This window comes from Merdimonas faecis (genome assembly GCF_001754075.1).
GTDB classification, from domain to species: domain Bacteria; phylum Bacillota; class Clostridia; order Lachnospirales; family Lachnospiraceae; genus Merdimonas; species Merdimonas faecis.
Genome location: NZ_MIEH01000006.1, coordinates 62,795 through 84,571, shown reverse-complemented (window position 1 = coordinate 84,571; position 21,777 = coordinate 62,795). Strand labels below are relative to the sequence as shown.

The 21,777-nt window shown below is 47.3% G+C and carries 23 protein-coding genes; 17 read left to right on the top strand and 6 right to left on the bottom strand.

All coding sequences use genetic code 11. The features are described from left to right. Window positions 1–89 precede the first annotated feature (89 nt). From BKD12_RS02390 to dnaB, 3 genes are read left to right on the top strand one after another with little or no spacing between them, the layout of a single operon-like run. Entirely contained in the window at window positions 90–2,150 is a 2,061-nt protein-coding gene (locus tag BKD12_RS02390) for a DHH family phosphoesterase (RefSeq protein WP_070087728.1), read from the top strand. Window position 2,151: 1 nt separating this feature from the next. Beyond that, window positions 2,152–2,601, top strand: coding sequence for a 50S ribosomal protein L9 (gene rplI / locus BKD12_RS02385; protein WP_070087727.1), 450 nt, complete (start codon window positions 2,152–2,154; stop codon window positions 2,599–2,601). Between the two features lie 28 nt (window positions 2,602–2,629). Then, complete coding sequence (gene dnaB, locus BKD12_RS02380) at window positions 2,630–3,970, top strand: replicative DNA helicase (RefSeq protein WP_070087726.1); 1,341 nt, start codon at window positions 2,630–2,632, stop codon at window positions 3,968–3,970. On the opposite strand, the gene BKD12_RS02375 is transcribed toward dnaB, so the two are convergent. Both BKD12_RS02375 and BKD12_RS02370 read right to left on the bottom strand, forming a co-directional pair. Further along, window positions 3,953–4,312, bottom strand: coding sequence for a hypothetical protein (locus tag BKD12_RS02375; protein WP_070087725.1), 360 nt, complete (start codon window positions 4,310–4,312; stop codon window positions 3,953–3,955). The two genes, dnaB and BKD12_RS02375, sit on opposite strands and share 18 nt — an antisense overlap. 161 nt (window positions 4,313–4,473) lie before the next feature. Further along, window positions 4,474–4,644, bottom strand: a complete 171-nt coding sequence (locus BKD12_RS02370; RefSeq protein ID WP_070087724.1) for a 4Fe-4S ferredoxin — start codon at window positions 4,642–4,644, stop codon at window positions 4,474–4,476. 250 nt (window positions 4,645–4,894) lie between these two features. Here BKD12_RS02370 and BKD12_RS02365 point away from each other — a divergent pair, with 250 nt between their 5' ends. After that, window positions 4,895–6,010 carry a substrate-binding domain-containing protein gene (locus tag BKD12_RS02365; protein WP_070087723.1) on the top strand — a complete coding sequence of 372 codons (1,116 nt, stop codon included), beginning with the start codon at window positions 4,895–4,897 and terminating at the stop codon, window positions 6,008–6,010. Here BKD12_RS02365 and BKD12_RS02360 read toward each other — a convergent pair. From BKD12_RS02360 to BKD12_RS02350, 3 genes are read right to left on the bottom strand one after another with little or no spacing between them, the layout of a single operon-like run. Beyond that, window positions 6,007–7,425, bottom strand: a complete 1,419-nt coding sequence (locus BKD12_RS02360) for a HAMP domain-containing sensor histidine kinase (RefSeq protein WP_070087722.1) — start codon at window positions 7,423–7,425, stop codon at window positions 6,007–6,009. The two genes, BKD12_RS02365 and BKD12_RS02360, sit on opposite strands and share 4 nt — an antisense overlap. A gap of 17 nt (window positions 7,426–7,442) precedes the next feature. Then, a complete protein-coding gene (locus tag BKD12_RS02355; protein ID WP_070087721.1) occupies window positions 7,443–8,150 on the bottom strand; it encodes a response regulator in 708 nt (235 codons plus the stop codon). Between the two features lie 25 nt (window positions 8,151–8,175). Then, window positions 8,176–10,551 (bottom strand): endonuclease MutS2, encoded by a 2,376-nt coding sequence (locus BKD12_RS02350; protein WP_070087720.1) that lies wholly within the window; start codon window positions 10,549–10,551, stop codon window positions 8,176–8,178. Between the two features lie 76 nt (window positions 10,552–10,627). Between BKD12_RS02350 and BKD12_RS02345 the strand changes: the two genes are divergently transcribed. From BKD12_RS02345 to BKD12_RS02310, 8 genes are all read left to right on the top strand, one after another. Next, window positions 10,628–11,980 (top strand): S1C family serine protease, encoded by a 1,353-nt coding sequence (locus BKD12_RS02345; protein ID WP_242872686.1) that lies wholly within the window; start codon window positions 10,628–10,630, stop codon window positions 11,978–11,980. Between the two features lie 60 nt (window positions 11,981–12,040). Continuing rightward, window positions 12,041–12,982: a 3'-5' exoribonuclease YhaM family protein gene (locus BKD12_RS02340; protein WP_070087718.1), complete on the top strand. Its 942-nt coding sequence runs from the start codon at window positions 12,041–12,043 to the stop codon at window positions 12,980–12,982. Between the two features lie 108 nt (window positions 12,983–13,090). After that, window positions 13,091–14,488, top strand: a complete 1,398-nt coding sequence (gene rlmD, locus BKD12_RS02335; protein ID WP_070087717.1) for a 23S rRNA (uracil(1939)-C(5))-methyltransferase RlmD — start codon at window positions 13,091–13,093, stop codon at window positions 14,486–14,488. A gap of 252 nt (window positions 14,489–14,740) precedes the next feature. Continuing rightward, window positions 14,741–15,736 carry a ParB/RepB/Spo0J family partition protein gene (locus tag BKD12_RS02330; RefSeq protein WP_083262796.1) on the top strand — a complete coding sequence of 332 codons (996 nt, stop codon included), beginning with the start codon at window positions 14,741–14,743 and terminating at the stop codon, window positions 15,734–15,736. 18 nt (window positions 15,737–15,754) lie between these two features. Further along, window positions 15,755–16,105 carry a TnpV protein gene (locus BKD12_RS02325; protein WP_070087716.1) on the top strand — a complete coding sequence of 117 codons (351 nt, stop codon included), beginning with the start codon at window positions 15,755–15,757 and terminating at the stop codon, window positions 16,103–16,105. 80 nt (window positions 16,106–16,185) lie between these two features. Further along, window positions 16,186–16,500 carry a helix-turn-helix domain-containing protein gene (locus BKD12_RS02320; protein WP_070087715.1) on the top strand — a complete coding sequence of 105 codons (315 nt, stop codon included), beginning with the start codon at window positions 16,186–16,188 and terminating at the stop codon, window positions 16,498–16,500. A 260-nt stretch (window positions 16,501–16,760) separates the two neighbouring features. Next, window positions 16,761–17,705 (top strand): ParM/StbA family protein, encoded by a 945-nt coding sequence (locus BKD12_RS02315; protein ID WP_070087714.1) that lies wholly within the window; start codon window positions 16,761–16,763, stop codon window positions 17,703–17,705. Then, window positions 17,702–18,139 (top strand): hypothetical protein, encoded by a 438-nt coding sequence (locus BKD12_RS02310; RefSeq protein ID WP_242872685.1) that lies wholly within the window; start codon window positions 17,702–17,704, stop codon window positions 18,137–18,139. The genes BKD12_RS02315 and BKD12_RS02310 overlap by 4 nt, the downstream gene beginning before the upstream one ends. 54 nt (window positions 18,140–18,193) lie before the next feature. On the opposite strand, the gene BKD12_RS02305 is transcribed toward BKD12_RS02310, so the two are convergent. Beyond that, entirely contained in the window at window positions 18,194–18,427 is a 234-nt protein-coding gene (locus BKD12_RS02305; RefSeq protein WP_055220643.1) for a helix-turn-helix domain-containing protein, read from the bottom strand. A gap of 95 nt (window positions 18,428–18,522) precedes the next feature. Between BKD12_RS02305 and BKD12_RS02300 the strand changes: the two genes are divergently transcribed. From BKD12_RS02300 to BKD12_RS02280, 5 genes are all read left to right on the top strand, one after another. Further along, window positions 18,523–18,771: a hypothetical protein gene (locus BKD12_RS02300; RefSeq protein WP_070087713.1), complete on the top strand. Its 249-nt coding sequence runs from the start codon at window positions 18,523–18,525 to the stop codon at window positions 18,769–18,771. 712 nt (window positions 18,772–19,483) lie between these two features. Next, entirely contained in the window at window positions 19,484–19,864 is a 381-nt protein-coding gene (locus BKD12_RS02295) for a plasmid mobilization protein (RefSeq protein WP_070087712.1), read from the top strand. Next, window positions 19,813–21,054, top strand: coding sequence for a relaxase/mobilization nuclease domain-containing protein (locus tag BKD12_RS02290; RefSeq protein ID WP_176730906.1), 1,242 nt, complete (start codon window positions 19,813–19,815; stop codon window positions 21,052–21,054). The genes BKD12_RS02295 and BKD12_RS02290 overlap by 52 nt, the downstream gene beginning before the upstream one ends. Before the next feature lie 10 nt (window positions 21,055–21,064). Then, window positions 21,065–21,403, top strand: coding sequence for a hypothetical protein (locus BKD12_RS02285; RefSeq protein ID WP_070087711.1), 339 nt, complete (start codon window positions 21,065–21,067; stop codon window positions 21,401–21,403). 151 nt (window positions 21,404–21,554) lie between these two features. Further along, window positions 21,555–21,770 carry a helix-turn-helix domain-containing protein gene (locus BKD12_RS02280; RefSeq protein ID WP_070087710.1) on the top strand — a complete coding sequence of 72 codons (216 nt, stop codon included), beginning with the start codon at window positions 21,555–21,557 and terminating at the stop codon, window positions 21,768–21,770. Window positions 21,771–21,777 lie beyond the last annotated feature (7 nt).

The following is a 21,777-nucleotide window of genomic DNA, read 5'->3' as shown; positions in this document are numbered from 1 at the left end:
GACAGCATTTTTGGACAAAAAATGCTGTCTTTTCTTTTATGTCAAAAAGTGGTATAATCATGCATAGGTATGAGCCGGAGGATATAACTATGTCGGAAAAGGAAAAACAAAGTGTGCAGTTAAAAGGGCAGCTGCGCCTCTACATGCAGCTCCCGGCAGTGATGGCAGTCCTGCTTGCCATATTGAATATCTGGATCTACCGCATGGATCGGCGTGCGGGCCTGTTGATGCTGATTTTCGTCATCATCTATATCATAATGGTAGGATTCCTGTATATTTACAGTAAGTCTATCATCATGAAGGATCTGGTAGAGTTTGCTGCTCAGTACGGCATTGTTCAGAATGTATTGCTAAGAGAGCTGGCCATTCCCTATGCGATTCTTTTAGATGACGGAAAAGCAGTGTGGATGAATGGCGAGTTTGAAAAGGTTCTGGGAGGGAAACCGAAAGGGGATGCCTATATCAGCAAGTACATTCCGGAGCTGAATGTGAGTATTTTCCCGAAGCAGGAGGGCGACATCGTGGAGATGGATGTCTACTGCGAGGATAAGGAGTACCGGGCCGAGCTGAGGAGAGTGTCGGTGCGCGGTTTCAGCGAAACAGAGCAGCTGCTGCAGATGCCGGAAGAAAAAGAATACTTTATTGCGGTTTATCTGCAGGATGTAACAGAGCTGAACCGGTATATCCGGGAAAACGAAGAGCAGCGTCTGGTGGCAGGTCTGATCTACATTGACAATTATGATGAGGTGGTGGACAGCGTGGAAGAGGTGCGCCAGTCTCTTCTGATGGCGCTGGTAGACCGGAAGATCAATCAGTATATTGCGAAAGTTGACGGCATTGTAAAGAAGATGGAGAACGATAAATATTTCATCGTCATCAAGAAGCAGTATTTCAAGCAGCTGGAGGAAGACAAGTTCTCTCTTCTGGAGGATGTAAAATCCGTCAATATCGGAAACGGGATCCCGGCTACGTTGAGTATCGGTCTGGGACTCAGTACGGTATCCTATGCACAGAGCTATAACTACGCCCGTGTGGCGATCGATCTTGCACTGGCAAGAGGCGGCGACCAGGCTGTGATCAAGGACTGCAATGGCATCACCTATTATGGCGGAAAGCGTGAGCAGACGTCTAAAAATACAAGGGTGAAGGCGAGGGTCAAAGCAGAAGCTTTGCGGGAGTTCATCACGGTTAAAGACAAGATTTTTGTCATGGGACATAAGCTGACGGATGTAGATGCATTCGGTGCGGCTATCGGAATATATCGTGCGGCAGCAGCGCTGGAAAAAAATGCACATATCGTGATCAATGAGATATCTGCGTCTTTGCGGCCATTGTATGAGTGCTATGAAAAAGATCCGTCTTATCCGGATGATCTGTTCCTGACGTCAGCAGAGGCGATTCCTATGGTGGACGAGGAGTCCATGGTCATCGTTGTGGACACGAACCGTCCACAGATGACAGAGTGTGAAGAACTTCTGAAAAAGACGAAAACGATCGTGGTACTGGATCATCACAGGCAGAGCAGCGATAATATTGATAATGCGCTTTTATCCTACATTGAGCCGTATGCGTCCTCTTCGTGTGAGATGGTGGCGGAGGTTCTGCAGTATATTGTAGACGATGTAAAGATACCGAAGCTGGAGGCAAGCAGCCTCTATGCCGGAATCATGATCGATACCAATAATTTTGTAAACCGGACGGGTGTGCGTACGTTTGAAGCGGCGGCATTTTTAAGAAGATGCGGAGCAGATATTACATTAGTTCGTAAAATGCTCCGGGACGATATGGATGCCTACCGCGCGAAGGCGGAAATCATCAGCAGCGCGGAAGTATTTCATAAGAAGTTTGCCATTGCGGTGGGCAGAGATCTGACCATTGAAAGCCCTACGATCATCGGGGCACAGGCGGCGGACGAGCTTTTGGATATCAACGGCATAAAGGCATCCTTTGTACTGACAGTATATAATGGAAGGATTTATATCAGTGCCCGGTCCATTGATGAGGTCAACGTACAGATCATCATGGAGCGCTTTGGAGGGGGCGGACACATGAATGCGTCCGGGGCCCAGTTCGATCACACAGACGTGGATGCGGCAGTAGCGGAGCTGAAACGGGTGTTGGATGAAATGATAGAAGGAGGAGATATTTAGCATGAAAGTAATCTTAAAAGAAGATATCAAATCTCTGGGGAAGAAGGGAGAAATCGTAGAGGTCAGCGACGGATACGCAAGAAACTTCATCTTGAAGAAAAATAAAGGTGTGGAGGCCAACAGCAGCAACTTAAACGACCTGAAGCTAAAGAAGGCCAATGATGATAAGATCGCACAGGAACAGTATGAGGCGGCAAAAGAGCTGGGAAAACAGATCGAAGCCGGACAGATCCAGGTGTCCATTAAGATGGGAGAAGGCGGAAAGGCTTTTGGTTCCGTGTCCTCCAAGGAGATTGCAGAAGAGGTGAAAAAGCAGCTGGATCTGACGATCGATAAAAAGAAGGTACAGTTAAAAGAGGCCATCAAGGTGCCGGGTACCCATGTTGTACCGATTAAGCTGCATCCGAAAGTAACGGCAGACTTAAAGGTGCTGGTAACCGAAGAGGCATAGGAGGAATCACGCATAGGAGGAGTCACGCATGGAAGAAGCGCTCATCAAACGAGTGATGCCCCATAGCATAGAAGCAGAGCAGTCCGTCGTAGGCGCGATGCTGATGGATAAGGATGCGATCACTGCCGCGTCAGAAATGATCAGTGGCAGTGATTTTTATCAGAGCGCCTATGGAATTATTTTTGATTCCATGGTGGAGCTGTTTAACGAAGGGAAGCCGGTGGATCTTATTACCCTGCAGGAGCGCCTGCGGGAAAAGGATGTGCCGCCGGAGATCGCAAGCCTGGAATTTGTCCGGGATCTGGTAACGGCAGTGCCTACGTCTGCAAATGTCAAATATTATGCCCAGATCGTGGCAGATAAGGCAATGATGCGAAGGCTGATCAAGCTGAATGAGGAAATTGAAAATGTCTGCTATGCAGGGAAGGAGCCCCTGGAGGCGGTGTTGGAAAAGACGGAGAAATCAGTGTTTGAGCTGCTGCAGCGCCGTAATACCGGGGAATATGTGCCTATCCGCCAGGTGGTACTAAATGCGCTGGAGCGAATCGAGAAGGCATCCAAAAATAAGGGTACCGTGACCGGGATTCCTACCGGATTTATCGACCTGGACTACAAACTTTCAGGACTGCAGCCCTCGGATCTGATCCTGGTGGCGGCGAGACCTTCCATGGGGAAGACGGCGTTTGTGTTAAATATCGCACAGTATGTGGCTTTTAAGAAGAACCGCAGCGTGGCGATCTTCAGTCTGGAGATGTCGAAGGAGCAGCTGGTAAACCGTCTGTTTTCTCTGGAATCTCAGGTGGACGCCCAGGCCCTCCGTACAGGAAATATGAAGGACTCTGACTGGGAAAAGCTGATCGAGGGAGCGGGGATCATCGGGCAGTCCAAGCTGATCATTGATGATACGCCGGGAATCTCGGTGTCAGAGCTTCGATCCAAGTGCCGGAAGTACAAGCTGGAGAATGATCTGGATCTGATCATCATCGACTACCTGCAGCTGATGACGGGAAGCGTGGGGAGAAGTTCTGAGTCCAGGCAGCAGGAGATCTCTGAGATATCAAGGTCCTTAAAAGGGCTGGCAAGGGAGCTGAATGTACCGGTGATCGCACTGTCTCAGCTGTCCCGCGCGGTGGAGAGCCGTCCGGACAAGCGGCCCATGCTCTCGGACCTTAGGGAGTCCGGAGCCATCGAGCAAGATGCGGACGTGGTTATGTTCATTTATAGGGATGAATATTATAATAAAGATTCTGAATATAAGAAGCAGGCAGAAATCATCATTGCAAAACAAAGAAACGGTCCTGTGGGGACCGTTCATCTGGCCTGGCTTGGAGAATATACAAAGTTTGCAAATCTAAGCAGGCAGGATTAATTTTTTCAGCCTGGAAATGGGACCAGACTCTGCGGCGGCTTTCCGGTAGGACTGCTGCTGGCGGATGAGCTGGTCCAGTTTTTTGAATTCTTCTTCCTGACGCCGCTCCTTGGCGTCCAGGAGAAAGGACATTTCCTTGCTGAACATGGAAAGAAGTACCTCGTTGTTGTTTTCCAGCATCCGTTTGAGATAGAGTTGTTCTCGGGTGCGGCGGATGTCCGGGATCAGAGCCTTCAGTTCCGCAAAAGGGACTCCCTGTTCGTAAAGCTCCCTTATACAGCCATAGAGGCGCTCGTCATCTTTGGTTTCTCGTTTCAGCTGTTCTAAAGCGTGATTACTCATCAGTCATACCCCCTTATTAATGATAAGTTGTCCTATGGCGCTATTATCATAGCACAGATTCACTGCAAAAAAAGGGGAAAGGCGTCGGACAATAAAAAAGAAGCTGCTACACGTCGGAATCATTCTTTCGTGTAACAGCTTCTTTTGATCTTTGATATGGATTAGCCTTCGGAGATAGCTCCTGTTGGACACTGAGCAGCACAAGCGCCACAGTCAACACAGGCATCAGCATCGATCTCATAGTGGTCAGCACCCTGAGAGATAGCTCCAACTGGACATTCAGCTTCGCAAGCGCCACAGCTTACACATTCATCACTAATTACATGTGCCATGATATGTACCCTCCTTTTAGAATTCTGACAGGCGGGGACGCCTGTCTTTTTTTGTTTATCCTTATCATAATACAAACCGGAAAAATATACAAGTGCGGACGAAAAAATAACTTTCATGTACGAAATTAAATCCAAGAATGAAAATTTAAGAAAAAATTTAAACACTTTTCGGTCAAATTGGTGTATAGTGTTTGATGTTACAGTGAGTTGATATAACAAACAGATGCATTGGAACAGGAGAGAAGAAGTAATGAAGAAACGATATAGAGGAACAGCGGTGCTGTTGGCGGGGGTAATGCTCCTTGCGGGCTGCAGCTCCCAGAACGTGCCGGAGAGCAGCCAGGCTGCGCAGGAAACGTCGGCAGAGCCCGAGATCACTCCGGAGCAGGAAAAGCTTGGAAGGATCCAGCCGTCTGCTTATAATAATGTAAACGGACTGAATCTGGAGCCCGGCTCCTATATTTCTGTCCTGGGAAGGTCAGAGAGCGGGGCCTACTGGGACGAGGTGCAGGCCGGCATGGATCAGGCAATCGAGGATATCAATACGGCACTGGGATATGAGGGCGGCGACCGGGTGAGAGCGACTTATAATGCTGCGGCGGTCAGTGATGACGTGGATGAACAGGTAAATATCCTGGATGAAGAACTGGCCAGATATCCGGTGGCGGTGGGCATTGCTCTTTCTGATGCTAACGCCTGCGAGGTGCAGTTTGACCTTGCCGCTGAAAACGGGATCCCGGTAGTGGCATTTGATTCGGGAAGCGACTATCAGGGCCTGATGGCTACGGTGGGAACAGACAATGATGCCTCGGCAAGAGAGGCCGCCGGCAAAATGGCAGAAGAGCTGGGAGAGAGCGGAGAGGTGCTGATTCTGGTGGACAACTCGAAGGCGAAGGCAGACACGGTAAGGGAAAGTGCTTTCCGGGACGAGATCCAGAATCAGTATCCGGGCATTACGATAGCCGGCAGCTGCTATATGGATCAGTGGGCGGATGCCGGAGAAGAAACCGATCCTGTACAGGAAATTCTTACACAGTATCCGAATATTACGGGAATCTTTGCGACAAGCTCTGACGCTGTGCTGATGGCGCTGGAGGCGGCAGATGCGATGGGAGATGCAGATACTGGAGCAGAAGCGCCAGTGATCATGGGGTATGATGCAGAGGAAGAAGAGGTCAGTGCACTGGAAGACGGACGGATCAGCGGGCTGATCGTACAGAATCCTTACGGCATGGGATATGCCACGATAGTAGCGGCTGCCAGAGCAACTCTTGCACAGGGAAATGAAGCGGTAGTCAACACAGGATACCTGTGGGTGGATGCAGAAAATATAGATTCAGATGAGGCCCAGAGACTCCTTTACTAGGAGTCCTGGGCCTTTTTTGGAAGGGAAAAGATAAACTCTGTACCAACGCCTTCCGTACTGATCACGTTAATGTTTTCGCCATGAGCCTGAATGGCTTCTTTTACGATGGCAAGGCCAAGTCCGGTTCCCTTTTTATCCTTGCCCCGGGACAGGTCTGTCTTGTAGAAGCGCTCCCAGATCTTGTTCAGCGCGTTACGTGGGATCCCGATCCCGTAATCCTTGACGGAGATATAGACCTTTTCTCCGCGTTCGGTGGTTTCGATGGTAACGGTGGATTCTGGATCGCTGAATTTAATCGCATTGTCCAGAAGATTGTATAAAACCTGATGGATCTTGCGCTTGTCCGCATAAACCTGCAGATGCTTGGTGGCAAGAAGCAGTTCAATAGATATTTTTTTCTGGGTACAGGTGCCTTCAAAGGAGGCGGCTGTATTTTTTATTACCTCATGGATGTCGAATTTCTCCCGGTTCAGCAGCATGTTTTTATTATCGAACTCATTCAGTGTCAGAAGATCCTGGGTCAGGTCTGTCAGTCGTTCCGTTTCAAACAGAATGATCTTCAGATACTTTTCATGCATTTCCGGGGGGATCGTTCCATCCGCCATAGCTTCCACGTATCCTTTGATAGATGTCAGAGGAGACCGGAAGTCATGGGAGACGTTTGCGACAAATTTTTTCTGATAGTCTTCGATGTCACGGAGCTGAGAAGACATATAATTTAAAGATGCTGAGAGATACCCCATTTCATCCTCGGTGTTGACAGGGATCTCGTAGCCCAGATTGCCTGTGGCATACTGGGTGGCTGCCTCCGTGATCTTCCGCAAGGGCCGGTAGACAAAAAACTGAAAGCCCAGCAGGATCACGAAGGACAGAAGAAAGATGACCAGCAGGGTAATGTAGACTGCCCGCATCAGGAGCGTCTGGATATCCTGGATGTCGGAAGCGTATTTGTGGATCATCAGGTAGCCGTGGGGGGAATACCCGTAGACTACAGGGGCAATGACCGTAATCACATCCTCGTCGAAACAGGAGTGGTAGGTGCCGATCTGATAGCGGGCGCTGCCGGTTTCCGCAGGGTCAAAGTCTTCGATCTGATCCGGGGCGGCCGGATACCCGTCTGACTGGGCAGAGGCCAGCATTTCCCCATCTTGGGAAAGGAACCATACGGAGGCGTCAAGCTGTGTCTGTATTCCGGAAAGCTGAAGCCGGACATCGCTAAGTGTCAGCCGTTCAGAGAAATACTGCGGCAGATAATCGCTGGCGACCAGACTGGCCTCTTCGTACATATTGGTGGCGATATAGCGCTCCAGTGGCTGGGCGACGAGACCACTTGTCAGGGTGGCTGCCGTAAACAGGCTTAAGAAACCGAATATCACATATAGGATAATGAATTTCAGATAAAGTGTGCTTCGCATGGAATCCCTTCTGTTCTTTATGATTTGACTTCGAATTTATATCCGATACCCCAGACCGTGCTAAGACTCCAGGAATCGTGATCTTTGATCTTTTCCCGAAGCCGTTTGATGTGAACATCCACTGTTCTGGTGTCTCCGATGTATTCATAGCCCCAGATCTGATCCAGGAGCTGCTCTCTTGTGAATACCTGATTGGGAGAAGAAGCCAGAAAATATAAAAGCTCCAGCTCTTTCGGCGGCATGTCCACGGTCTCGCCATCCACCACGACGGAATAGTTGGTCAGGTTGATGGTGATGCCGGGATAGGATACGCGCTTTTCGCGGCTTGCGGCTGCTGTTTCCGGCTTTGGGACCGCCTGGTAGCGGCGCAGGACCGCGCGCACCCGTGCCACCATTTCTTTGGAATCAAAGGGCTTCATGATATAGTCATCTGCGCCCAGCTCCAATCCTAAGACTTTGTCAAAGACCTCGCCTTTGGCGGAGAGCATGATGATGGGCACGTTGGATCTTGCACGGATCTCCCGGCAGACCTGATAGCCGTCGATTCCCGGCAGCATCAGATCCAGGAGGATCAGATCCGGCTGATAGGTATCAAATGCGATCAGGGCTTTTTCTCCATCGTGGACCATCAGAGTATCGAAGCACTCCTTGGTGAGATAAAGGGAGATCAGCTCTGCAATATTTTCATCGTCGTCAACAATCAGTATTTTTTGTTTGTTTACCATAGCAGGCCTCCTTGGAAATTCATGTCTATTTTAGTTCCACGATGGTCACTCCGGCGTCGCCTTCTCCGAAGGCGCCAAGCCGGAACGAGCGGACGTGCTTTTGTCTTCTCAAGTAATTATGGATCCCGGCGCGCAAAGCCCCGGTTCCTTTTCCATGGACAACGCGGACGCTGGAAAGATGGGCAAGAGCGGCATCGTCCAGGTATTTGTCCAGGGCGGCCACGGCCTCGTCCACTGTCTTGCCCAGCAGGTTGATCTCCGGGCTTACAGAGAAGGATTTTCCCATCTTCATCTTTCCCTTTCCGGTCCGGTGCATGCCTTTTGCCGTGTAGGAGGGGGCCTCTTCGATGATCTCCAGATCAGAGATGTTGACCTGGGAGCGTAAGATCCCCATCTGTACGGTGACGTTGCCGCGGGAGTCCGGCAGGGAAGTAACGGTGCCGGTGAGGTTCATGCTTAAGACTTTAACGGATTCCCCAAGCTTGAAATCACCAGGTTTGTGTTGTTTCTTTGGTCTGTCTGCGCCAAGCTTTGTCTTTTCGCTGACGGAGCCGATTTTTTTTCTTAAGCGTTCCCGTTCTTTTTCCATTTCAGCGGCGGATATATTCTCCTTGCCGAACTTGTGGAAATTGCGGATGGTCTCGTCTGCGGTTTCCTTGGCGTCCTCCAGGATCTCGCGGGCTTTTTCATTGGCCTCTTTCAGGATCCTGTCGCGCTGTGCTTCCAGTTTTTCCTTTTTGTCATTGACCTCCGTTTTCAGACGCTCCAGCTCCCGTTTATAAGCGGCGATCTCCTCCTGTTCCTTTTCGATGGTGCGCCGGCTGGATTCCAGATCTGTCAGAAGATCCTCAAAGGATTCATCCTGTTCGGACAGACGGGTGCGGGCATCCGCAATGATATGCTCTGGAAGTCCGAGTTTTCCGGCGATGGCAAAGGCGTTACTCTTTCCCGGAATACCAATCAGCAGATGATAGGTGGGACGCAGGGTCTCTACGTCAAATTCGCAGCAGGCGTTCTCTACACCCGGCGTGCTGAGGGCGTAAACCTTTAGCTCGCTGTAGTGGGTGGTAGCCATGGTGCGTACGCCCCGCTCATGGAGATAGTTCAGGATCGAGATGGCAAGGGCGGCGCCTTCTGTCGGGTCGGTTCCGGCCCCCAGCTCGTCGAACAGTACCAGAGAGCGGTCATTTACCTGCTTTAAAAAGGAAACAATATTGGTCATATGAGAGGAGAAGGTACTGAGGCTCTGCTCAATACTCTGCTCGTCCCCGATGTCTGCGTATACCTGGTCAAAGACCGCAAGCTCTGAGCGGTCCAGGGCCGGGATATGAAGGCCGGCCTGGCCCATCAGGGTAAAGAGACCTACGGTTTTTAAGGAGACGGTTTTTCCGCCGGTGTTGGGACCTGTCACGATCAAAAGGTCAAAGTCCGCGCCCAGCATGACGGTGATGGGAACAACCGTCTTTTTGTCCAGCAGCGGATGACGTCCCTCCCGGATGTGGATCCTGCCCTCTGTGTTGAACCGGGGCATGGAAGCGTTCTGGGACAGGGCAAGGGAGCCTTTGGCAAAGATAAAGTCCAGCTCTGTCAGGACGGAATAATCTGTGCGTATGGCATCTGTGTGTTCTGCCGCGTCGGCGCTTAGGCGAGCCAGGATAACCTGGATCTCTTCCTGCTCTTTGGCGTACAGTTCCTTTAAGTCATTGTTCAGCTTTACCACGGACATGGGCTCAATAAACAGGGTCGATCCGGTGGCGGACTGGTCGTGGATCAGCCCCTGGACCTGGCTTCTGTACTCGGCCTTTACCGGGACACAGTACCGGTCGCCCCGCATGGTGATGATGGGATCCTGGAGATAAGAACGTAAGGATCCGTTCACCAGAGAGGTCAGCGTGGCATGAACCTTGTCGTTGATCTGGTTCATGGAGCGCCGGATCTTAAGAAGCGTGCTGCTGGCGTCGTCGCTGATCTCGTCTTCTTCCGGGATACAGCGGCGGATCTCTGTGCTAAGCGGCGTCAGCGGCTCCAGCTGTGAAAACAGAGGATCCAGGCAGTCTTCGGCGTCATCGGCATTTTCGTGACGTCCGTAGGATTTTACCTGGGCCGTGTTTTCCAGGACCTTGCAGATCCTGAGAAGTTCTCCGCTTCCCAGGGTTCCGCCAATCTCCAGACGCTTCAGGGAATCGCTGACCGGGTGGACGCTTCCGAAGGAAGGACGACCCTTCTTTACAATACGGGTAAATGCGGCGGCCGTTTCTTCCTGGGCTTTTGTAATGGCCGCGATATCCGTCATGGGTTTCAGCCTTCTGCATCGGCTCTGGCCGCCGAAGGAAGATGCCTGCTCCGTTAATAGTTCTATGATTTTGTTGTATTCTAATTTTGTTAATGATTTTTGATTCATATGCTTCACCTGCTCTCTATTCTAACCTATTTGAACTATAAAGAAAAGGATAAATATTGAACATTTGAACGCCATCATGTATACTATTAAAAGGACTGTAAAGGAGATGGATGCGTCGATGGAAGAGCATAAAGATCCACAGATAGAGCGGGAAATTTCCGAAAAAGAGCAGGATGCCTCCGAAAAGGAGCAGGATACTTCCGGAGAGGAGTATTCCTTTCTGCAGGAAACGATCAAGGATGAAGCAGGCGGCGCCGTACAGAAGCTGAAGAAAGATCTGCTTCGGACCCTTTGTCTGGGTCTGGCGTTTGGAATCATCGCCTGCTTTGGTTTTTATGCCGTAAAACCATTGATGGAGAGAATCTTTGAAAGCAGCCCCAAAGAAGTGACCATTCCGGAAGAGGAAGAAGAGGAAGAAGAGGATGCGTCGCAGCAGGAGCAGCAGGTGGCCCAGACGCTGGATGAGGAAAGCTTCCGGCAGATGCAGCAGGAGATGACGGCGACCGCACTGGAAGCAAGCCGGGCGGTGGTGGAAATTACTGGCGTGACCGGCAGCCAGGACTGGATGAATGAGTCTTATGATAATAAAAACAGCGTGACGGGACTGATCATTGCGGATAACGGGCAAGAGCTCCTGATTTTTGGGAAGACGTCCGTGCTGGCAGATGCACAGGAGATCCATGTGACATTTTATGACGGGACTTCCTATGCGGCATCTTTGAAGAAACGTGATGGAAATCTGGGCTTTGGCATTTATGCGGTGAACCGTGTTGAAATCCAGCAGAGCACCTGGTCCCAGATCAAGACGGCGGTACTGGGAAGCTCCAATGCAGTGAGCAAGGGGAACCCGGTTATTGTGATCGGAAAGCAGTTTGGCTACGAGGGCGGCATTGGCTTTGGAACCGTGGCGGCAACCAGGAATTTTATTGAAACGGCAGACGGGGAATACCGTCTGATCTGTACAGATATTGCCGCGGCTGCGGACGGAACCGGCATTATGGTGAATCTGGACGGCGAAGTGACGGCGGTGATCGATCAGACGGTGTCTGAGGAAGACAGCATGAATCTGGTGACCGGTTACGGGATCACAGATATTAAGGATATTATTGAAAAGCTGTCTAATGATGAGACAATTCCGTATATCGGTATTCAGGGAATAGACGTGACGGAGGAGATTGCCAATCAGGGAATCCCGGAAGGCGTCTATGTAAAGGAAGTAGATGCGGAGTCCCCGGCTATGGCGGCCGGGATCCAGGCGGGCGATATCATTACCAGTATCGGTGGAGAAGAAGTGAAATCTCTTATGGCTTATCATAATGCATTGATGGACCGGGACAGCGGCGACGAGGTAAGGATCAGAGGACAGCGGCGCGGATCCGGCGGCTATGTTGACATTACATTTTCGGTGACAGTGGGAAGTAAAGAGTAGAAGACCCGGTCTTAAGCCGGGACGACAGGATGACAAGAAAGACAGAAAGAGGCAGTTAATATGAGATATATCAATACCCTGCGAGAGGGTGAAACGATTCGGAATATTTATTTGTGTAAAGGGAAACGGTCGGCAGAGACCAGGAATGGCAAGCCGTACGACAATCTGATCCTTCAGGATAAGACAGGGACCCTGGATGGGAAGGTATGGGACCCTAATTCCGGCGGAATCGCGGATTATGAGGAGAAGGATTTTATCGAGGTATATGGTGATATCATCAGCTATAATAATAATCTGCAGATGAATATCAAGCAGATCCGGAAAGTATCTGAGGAGGAGTATCAGCCGGCGGATTATATGCCGACTACGGAGAAAAATCCGGAAACGATGTACCAGGAACTCCTGGGATTTATCAGCCAGATCACAAATTCTTACCTCAGGCAGGCTGTGGAGTATTATTTTGTAAAAGACGAGACGTTCATCAAGCGGTTTAAGGGACATTCGGCGGCAAAAAGCGTGCATCACAGCTTTTCCGGCGGGCTTCTGGAGCATACCTTAAGCGTGGTGAAGTTTTGTGAATATATGGTAGGAGCATATCCGATCCTGAAAAAAGATCTTTTATATGCGGCGGCGATCTGCCATGATATCGGAAAGACAAAGGAACTGTCTGCATTCCCGGATAATGATTATACGGATGACGGGCAGCTGCTTGGGCATATCGTTATCGGGGTGGAGATGATGGATGACGCCATCCGCAGTATCCCGGATTTTCCGCCGCGTCTGGCAAGCGAGCTGAAGCACTGCATCGTGGCGCACCATGGCGAGCTGGAATACGGCTCCCCGAAAAAGCCCGCACTGGCCGAGGCACTGGCACTGAACTTTGCGGACTGTACCGATGCCAAGATGCAGACATTAACAGAAATATTCAAAGAAAAACAAAGCAACGACTGGCTTGGGTATAACCGGCTGTTTGAAACCAATCTGCGGAAAACGCAGATGTAGCAGAACGCAAATGGGGACGTACGCAAATGGGGACGTAGACAAACGCAAAAGGTGTACGTCCCCATTTGCGTTATAGGGTGTCCCTAAATGAGTATTTGAGGTATATTTATGCAGAAGAATGATATTGTTCGAGTGGAGATCACGGATATCGGCACGAGTGGAGAGGGGATCGGCAAGGTGGATGGATACACTTTGTTTATTAAGGATGCGGTGATCGGTGACGTGGTGGAAGCAAAGATTATGAAGGCGAAAAAGAATTTTGGCTATGCAAGACTGATGAATATTATTTCGCCGTCAGAGATGAGAATTGGAGCGAGGTGTCCGGAGGCCAAAAGATGTGGAGGCTGCCAGATCCAGGAAATGGACTATAATGCCCAGCTGGAGTTCAAGGAGCGCAAGGTAAAGAACAACCTGATCCGTTTAGGCGGCGTGCCGGAACAGCTTTTGGAAGAAGTAATGGAGCCGATCTGCGGGATGGAGGAGCCGTTCCGTTATCGGAACAAGGCGCAGTTTCCTATCGGAAGGGACCGGGACGGAAAGCTGACAGCGGGATTTTATGCGGGCAGGACTCACAGTATTATTCCGGTGCCAGAGCTTGACTGTGTGCTGGGAGCAAAGGAGAATAAGCAGATTCTCCGGGTGATTCTTGGATATATGGAAGAGTTTAACGTAGAGCCTTATCATGAGGAGTCTCATACGGGGCTGGTTCGTCATGTATTGCTGCGAAAAGGATTTTCTACCGGAGAACAGATGGTCTGTCTCGTGATCAATGGGAAAAAGCTGCCCCATGGAGAAGTCCTGGTGGAGCGGCTGGCAAAGATCCCCGGAATGACAAGCATTACCCTGAACGTCAATAGGGAGAAAACAAATGTGATCATGGGCCAGGAGATCATTCTTCTCTATGGAAAGCCGTTTATCACGGACCGGATCGGTGAGGTGAAATATCAGATTTCTCCGCTGTCTTTTTATCAGGTTAATCCCGTACAGACAGAAAAGCTGTATGCTACGGCGCTTCAATATGCGGGGCTTGCCGGAAAAGAGACGGTGTGGGATCTGTATTGTGGGATCGGTACGATTTCGCTGTTTCTGGCACAAGAGGCCAGGCAGGTATACGGTGTGGAGGTTATTGCGCAGGCGATCCAGGACGCAAAGAAAAATGCGGCCTTGAATGAGATCCAGAATACGGAGTTTTATGTGGGTAAGGCAGAGGAAGTTCTGCCGGAATATTATGCCGCGTATGAAAAGGAGCATGGCGAGAAGGCGCATGCGGACGTGATCGTGGTGGATCCGCCCAGGAAGGGATGCGATGAGGCGCTGCTTCGGACGATCGTGAAGATGCAGCCGGAAAAAGTGGTATATGTAAGCTGTGATCCGGCAACGCTGGCGAGAGATGTGAAATATTTGCGGGAAAATGGGTATGAGGTGAGGAAGGCGAAGGCTGTTGATCAATTCCCGCACACGGTGCATGTGGAGACTGTCTGTTGTCTACATCGGGTGAATTCGTAGAAATCCTTTGTTTTAGGCATTTTGCGAGGTATATGAGTTTCGCACCGACAGGAAAACAGGGACGAAAAAAACAGATTATGGATGGCATAGAGGTGTCTGTAGTTCTGCATGTGGTATGAGTAGACACATAAAAGTTGATGTAACATTTCAATCTGAATATCGTAGATAAGAGTGAAAAGGACGCTTGTTTTCAGAGCTTTTCTGGAAGGTAAGAGTCCTTTTTCTTTTGTACGGAACAGGAGGAAAATTCAAATGGTAAAAAAGAAAGCGATGTGTTCATTACAGACTGACGTGCCGGGTGCAGACATTGGAATGATTAAAATAAGGGAATTGCATGACTTCAAAGAACATCCGTTTAAAGTAGAACGAAATCAGGAACTCTTTGAGTTGCGCAGAAGTATTCAGCAGGAAGGTATACTGGTGCCGCTGCTCGTCCGTAAAAATCCGGATGGAGAAGGATTTGAAATCATTGCAGGGCATCGAAGAAAAGAAGCTGCCCTCTGGGCGGGAATCAAAGAAGTTCCAGCTATCATCTGTAGTATGGATGATGATCAGGCTGTTATCGCAATGATAGACAGTAACTTACAGAGAGAAAAAATTCTGCCGAGCGAAAAAGCCTTTGCTTATAAGATGAGGTTACAGGCAATGAACCGGCAGGGAAAAAGAAAGGAATTATCTTCGGACCCATTGGAACCGAAGTGTATTGAGAAAATGGTTGAGATATCTTTATTAGAAGCGGATATCTCTGAAAATGGCAAGGTAAATATTAAAAAGACGGATTCTGCAGCCGGTTATCGGAGCAATGAGCAGCTTGCCCGGATGGTGGGAGAAAGTGTGACCCAGATTAAGCGTTATATTCGTCTCACAAAACTGATACCGAAGATTTTGGATATGGTTGACCGGGAATTGCTGGCAATCCGTTCTGCAGTGGAAATTTCATTCCTGACAGAAGAAGAACAGTATGAGCTTCATGCTGTAATGGAACTGGAACAGTGTATTCCGAATATTTCACAGGCCAACCGGTTAAAGAGGATGAGCCAGCAGAAACAGCTTGATATGGACATGATTTATGATATTCTTCAGGAACTCAAGCCTAACCAGAGGGAACAGGTAAAAATTCCTTTTGACCGGATTGGAAAGTATTTTCCACCAGATTATACACCGGCTCAACAGGCAGATCTGATCGAAAAACTACTGAAAGGATGGGCACATCAGAATAAGAAAAAAGATGTTCAACAGGAAATATAATGGAGAGAGGGTAGAGTTATGGAACTGAATTATAAAAATGTGAATGGGTATTTGCTGCCGGAACTGGAATATAAATCTGGAGAACAGATGTTGCATATCGGAAAATACGGATTCTTGCGCAGGGATTACCTGAAAAACTGCAAACGGGCAAAATATCAGGTGATGCTTTTAAAAGATACGCTTGGCGAGCATTTGTTGGAAATTGACCGGGTAGCAAAGGCGCGGGAAGAAATTATACTGAAACAGCTGGAAAAGAGCGACCCTTTGCCAGATAAGGAGGATGACCATATGGCATGGGTAAGAGCAGTCAATCAGCATAGGGCAATTGCAGAGGAAATGATTTTGGCGGAACTGATTTACGTTTCCTAAAAGAAAAGATAAACAAAATAAATAGAAGATAAGGCACAGGTCATGAAAGGCTTTGTGCCTTTTTTATTGGAGGTGAAGCTATGTCACAGGTGTTCCGGGTGGAGCGGACGAAGAATTTTACAGTTATGAGCAATCATCATTTCAAGAATAAGAAACTCTCTTTAAAGGCAAAAGGCCTTCTTTCTCTGATGCTGAGTTTGCCAGATGACTGGAATTATAATATGAAGGGGCTGGCATCTTTAAGCAGGGATGGGATTGATTCTGTAAGATCAGCGATAAAAGAATTAGAACATCATGGATATGTGGAGAGACACAGGATCAGGTATTGTGACGGCTGTTATGGGGATACGGAATATATTGTCCGTGAAGTACCTTCGGGGAAGGAAAATGAATGAGCAGATATGAAAATATGCCATATAGGTTTACAATCTGGATACATCAGACCATAGGAAATCCCTGCATGGGTTATTCCCATCTGGGAATGTCAGGCCATAGGAGAAGTCTATGTGGGAAAAACCTGTGCAGGATCATGGGACACTATTAAGTATGTAAGAAACTTAATATTAAAGAATTAATGAAAGAGATAATAAAATATTTATCTTATCAAAGAGCGTAAGTATTAATTTGGTTCAAAAAAATAAAGGAGAAAGATAATATGAGAATGATGAAAAATAAGGAAAATCAGATAATTACAGTGATTGGTGTGGATCACGGATATGGAAACATGAAAACAGCCTGCAGATGTTTTCAGGCAGGTGTAACCAGATATGAAAAGGAGCCTACCTTCCAGAATAACCTTCTGGTTTACCAAGGAGTGTATTACCAGATTGGAGAAGAACACAAAGAGTTTCGGGCAGAAAAAACGGAGGATGAGGACTATTACATCCTTACACTTGCGGCCGTTGCCAGTGAGTTGGAAAGTAAAGGGGTGGATCAGGCGAAAGTACATCTGGCTGCCGGACTTCCGCTGACATGGGTGAGCAGTCAGAAAGAAACGTTCCGTGATTATCTGCTTCAGAATGCAGTGGTGGATTTTGTGTTTCGTGGAAAAGCTTATCATGTAGAGTTTATCGGGGCAGATATTTTTCCACAGGGATTTGCAGCTGTCGCATATCATCTGCAGGAATTTAAGGGAATCAATATGCTGGCGGACATCGGAAATGGGACAATGAATATCATGTATATCAATAATTCACGACCGGTAGAAAAGAAATGTTTTACTGAAAAATACGGGACACATCAATGTGTGCTGGCTGTCAGGGAACAGTTATTAAGGAGGATGGGAGCAGTAGTGGACGATCTGGTCATTGAACAGGTGATCCGAAAAGGAACAGCAGATATCGGGGAAAATTATCTGGATGTTATGAAAGCGGCTGCAAGAGATTATACAGCAGAAATTTTTCGGAAACTGAGGGAACACGAATATAATCCGGAATTAATGCGGCTGTATGTAGTCGGGGGCGGTGGCTGTATGATCGAAAACTTTGGAGATTATGTCAGGAACCGGGTAACCATTATCCATGATATTTGTGCAGCGGCAAAAGGTTATGAGATGCTGGCAGTCAGAAAAATTCAGAAGAACGGAGGCAGACTGATATGAGCATGAGAAAAGAACGGAAGATCATCAATACAAATATCCGCCTGAATCTGCTGGACGAAGCAGACCGTCAGGCTTGGGAGTATTTACAGACCATGAACAGGAAAAAGTATAAATCCTATACACGGGCGGTAGTAGCTGCTGTGAATGATTATTTTGGTCGGGAATATGAGAAGGAAGAAGATCCTTACCTGGAGACTCGGGAAAAGGAAGATGCGTTTCTGAGACAGGTGCAGAACGCTATCAAAGAAGGGGTAAAAGAATCGGTTCCTATGTTACTTGCGAAAAATCTCATGGAGTTGCTGCATCCGTATATGAATGGTGTCGGACAGCCGTTTATGCAAGAAAAAGAAGAAGCTGGTTTAGCTTTTGATTCGGTGGACAGGGAGCAGGAAGAAAATGCAGATGCGGCATTAGATTTTGCAGACAGCTTTTAATTGAAAATAAGAAAGAGTAGGAAAAACTGCCCGGAACGAGAATCCGGGCAGAAACTATTGATTTCCATCCTTTTTACGGGGGTAGGGGCGTTTGTCATCTGTCAGTTCAAGCAGATAATCAACGCTGGTTTTATGAAATTTGGCCAGTTTGATCAGGATTTGTGTGGGAATGTCTACATCGCCGCATTCATAATTACTGTAGATTCGCTGGCTGCAATTTAAGATCTCGCCCATTTGTTTTTGCGTGAGATCACGATCCTCTCTTAGATTTCGGATTCTACTATACATTATTTTCACCTCATGGATTCATAATATCTTAGCGAAATATTCACTATTGATATTTAGCGAAAAAATCGCTAAACTTATTTTGAGGAGGTGTAAAGATGGGAATTAAAATGTGGAAAATTTTAAAAGGGATGTTTTGTACAGCCTTATTTTGCGGATATTTTTATGTCCTATTCGTTAATCTTGTGTGTGGATTTTCCATGAGTGGAATAGAATCCAGATGGGATGCTTTGAAGGTGTTGGTTTGTGCCTTTCTTATGGCTGCAGGTCTGCCAGGAGTGATCTGGTACCAGCACCATCGAATTGAGAAACTGGAGAAGGAGTTGGAAGAGCTTCAGCACTTTTGAAAAGTGGATCTGTTTGGATGGAAGTTTAACAGAATTTGATGAATGGACAATTGAATAATAGCAGTAAAAGATCATAGCAGTTGAGACAATTTTCCGGGGAAAAAACGGTTATTGTTTTTAACTGCTATTTTTGTTCCTTGGTAGTGGAAAAGAGTGCGGTGAACGGTAGAGATTGGCAGGATGTACAAAAAGTACAGGCAGATATGTCTGTTTAGGTGCCGGATACGGCACATGATTGTCCGGTACTGCGCACCGGAGTGGGATGCCCAAAAGACATTCCGGAAATAGAAATTCTCTGGAAAGGTGAGAACTTCCATTTCCTTCACATCCTTTTTGCATCCCACAAAACCACTGTCATCTTCCTGCCTTTCTTTTAGATGTGTGAAGGAAGGCAGAAGCAATCAGCACGTATGGAATGGCAGCAGATGACAGGCAAGTTTCGCAAAGTGGCAAGCCACTATGCACCGGAATCAGCCTAGGGGATGTTCCTAAACTTGCCAGAGGACGCTGTCCCTTGGAACCCTGGCCGTCAATGCTATGAAGTTCTGTTCCTGAAATGTCCACCGGACATTCCATTCACAGATTCATAGATTGACTAGGGCTTTGCCCTGCACCCACCAAAGGGGAAGATTTCATTTCCCCTTATGGAATCCCCTCGTAGTTGGAAGTGCATGAAAATAGCAGTGTAGATTATGGAAGGAGTGGAAGGATTATGAGAAAAAGAAACCATACCGTTACGATACGGATGAATGAGAAAGAATATGGCTTGCTTCAGCAAAAGATCAAAGCATCGGGGCAGACACAGCAGGCAGTGATACTTGCTGCAATTGAAAATGTGGATCTTATGTCAGCAGAGGTAAAAGAAGAATTGAATGTATTAAATCAAAGGCTTGGGGAAACAAACCGTCTGCTGCGAGGTGCAACAACCAATATCAACCAGATCGCACATCATATGAATGCCGGCGGCTTTTATCCCAGAGCAGATGCGCTGAACAGCCTCAGTGAAAATATATCTGGATATCGGAAGGAGTGTGAAACAATATGGCAATCAATAAGACAATTAATAAGCGGACAAATTCCCATGGGGCAATGAGAAACTGTATCGAGTATGTTCTGCGGGAGGGAAAAACGGAGCAGCATCTTGTTCATTTCATAGGGCCGTATCCGTATGAAAAAGTAAATTATGATCTGGTATATCAGTCATTTTTAGCGGAAAAACGATTATGGGGGAAGGATTCCGGTCGGATGTATTCCCATAATGTGATTTCCTGGCATAAAGATGAGAAAATCACACCTGAGCAGGCTTTGGAATTTGGAATAGAATTTGCTGAAAAATGGTTTGCCGGTTTTCAGACAGTTGTCAGTGTTCACAAGGATAAAGACCATATTCACTGCCATATAGTTACCAATTCTGTAAGCTACGTAAATGGGAAAAAACTGCATAATTCCAGAAAAGATTTGGAACATATGAAGCAGCTGACGAATCGGATGTGCCGAGAACGTGGACTCACCATAGCGGAAAAAGGCAAGCATTTTGATGGCAGTCAGATTGAGAACGGAGAAGTGATCGCATGGAGTAAAGACAAATACAATCTGTTTCGTAACCATGCAAAGGATAGTTATGTGGCGGATTGTGCCATGGCTGTGCTGAATGTGATGGAGTATTGCACCAGCCGGGAGCAATTTATCAGAGAAATGAAGAATGCAGGATGGAGCGTGAACTGGACAGAGAAAAGAAAGCATATCACGTTTCAAAATCAGGAAGGGAAGAAGGCACGTGACAGCAACCTTTCTAAGACTTTTCATTTAAAAATCAGTAAGGGAGAATTAGAGGATGAATTTATCAGAAATGAACAAAAAGAAAAAAGTGGCATCCTCGGAGATGACACAGTTGATGCCGATCTCACACGATACTATCGACAAGTGGAAGAAGCTGTCGCAGGAACAGGCGGAGGCCCTATCGAAAGTGACTGCAGAGAGGGACGAGTTGTTGAAAGCTCAGACAAAAGATCGAGAATTGATACAGAAATGTATGGAACGAATCAGAGAGTTTCGAGAAGGGATTCGGAGTCTCTCATCCGAAAGTCAGAAGCTGCAAGACGAGCTTCAGAAGTTAACCGAGGAAAATCAAAAACTGCAAATCGAATTATCCAGAACGCAGAATATCAGTCAGTTTCTGCAGAGAAGCAACGACGATCTGCGGAACAGGAACGGATTGCTGAGCAGGAAAGAGCAAGAGCAGCTCGAAGAAAGAATAAAAGACGTTCAGGCCCGGAACTTTAAACTGGAAAAGATGGTGGTACAGTCTTCTGTAGATGCAGTAGAAGAAGCACAGAAAAAAGAGAAAGAAGCAGAAAATAGGGCACAATCGGCAAAATGTAGGGCTGAAAATGAAAAACGGAAAGCAAAATCAGAAATCCAGAAAGTAAAGAAACAGGCAGTTCAGAGAATAGAACAAATGAAAGCAACAGAATTATTATGGGATATAGGTGTGGGTATTGTTGTATTGATATTTATAGTTATGAAGGAAATAGTTTTGGTAGCTATGCAGGAAAATTTAATTTTGTTTGTTTTGTTGATTTGTGTGATTCGGATATGTGTTCGTGAAAAGAAAATGAAGAAGAAAAGATAGAGACTTTATTATGTATTCTCATTATGAATCAGGTGGAATGCTGCTTATATTGAGTATTGAGATGTTCAATTTTAAATTGAAGGTTTTCTGAGGCAATGATATAATAAAATCAATAAAGGGATCGGAAATGGTCAAAATAAGGAGGAACATAATGTCTGTTTGTTATAATAAACTATGGAAGATTCTAATTGACAGGGGAATGAGTAAAACAGATTTGATCAAGGCCTCAAAAATTACTACAAATGCTATGGCAAGACTTGGTAAAAACGAGGATGTAAGGGTGGAAGTTCTGGTTAAAATATGCAGAACATTGCATTGCACTTTGGATGATATTGTGGAAATTCTACCGGAAAAATTGGAAGGGTGAAGGGAGG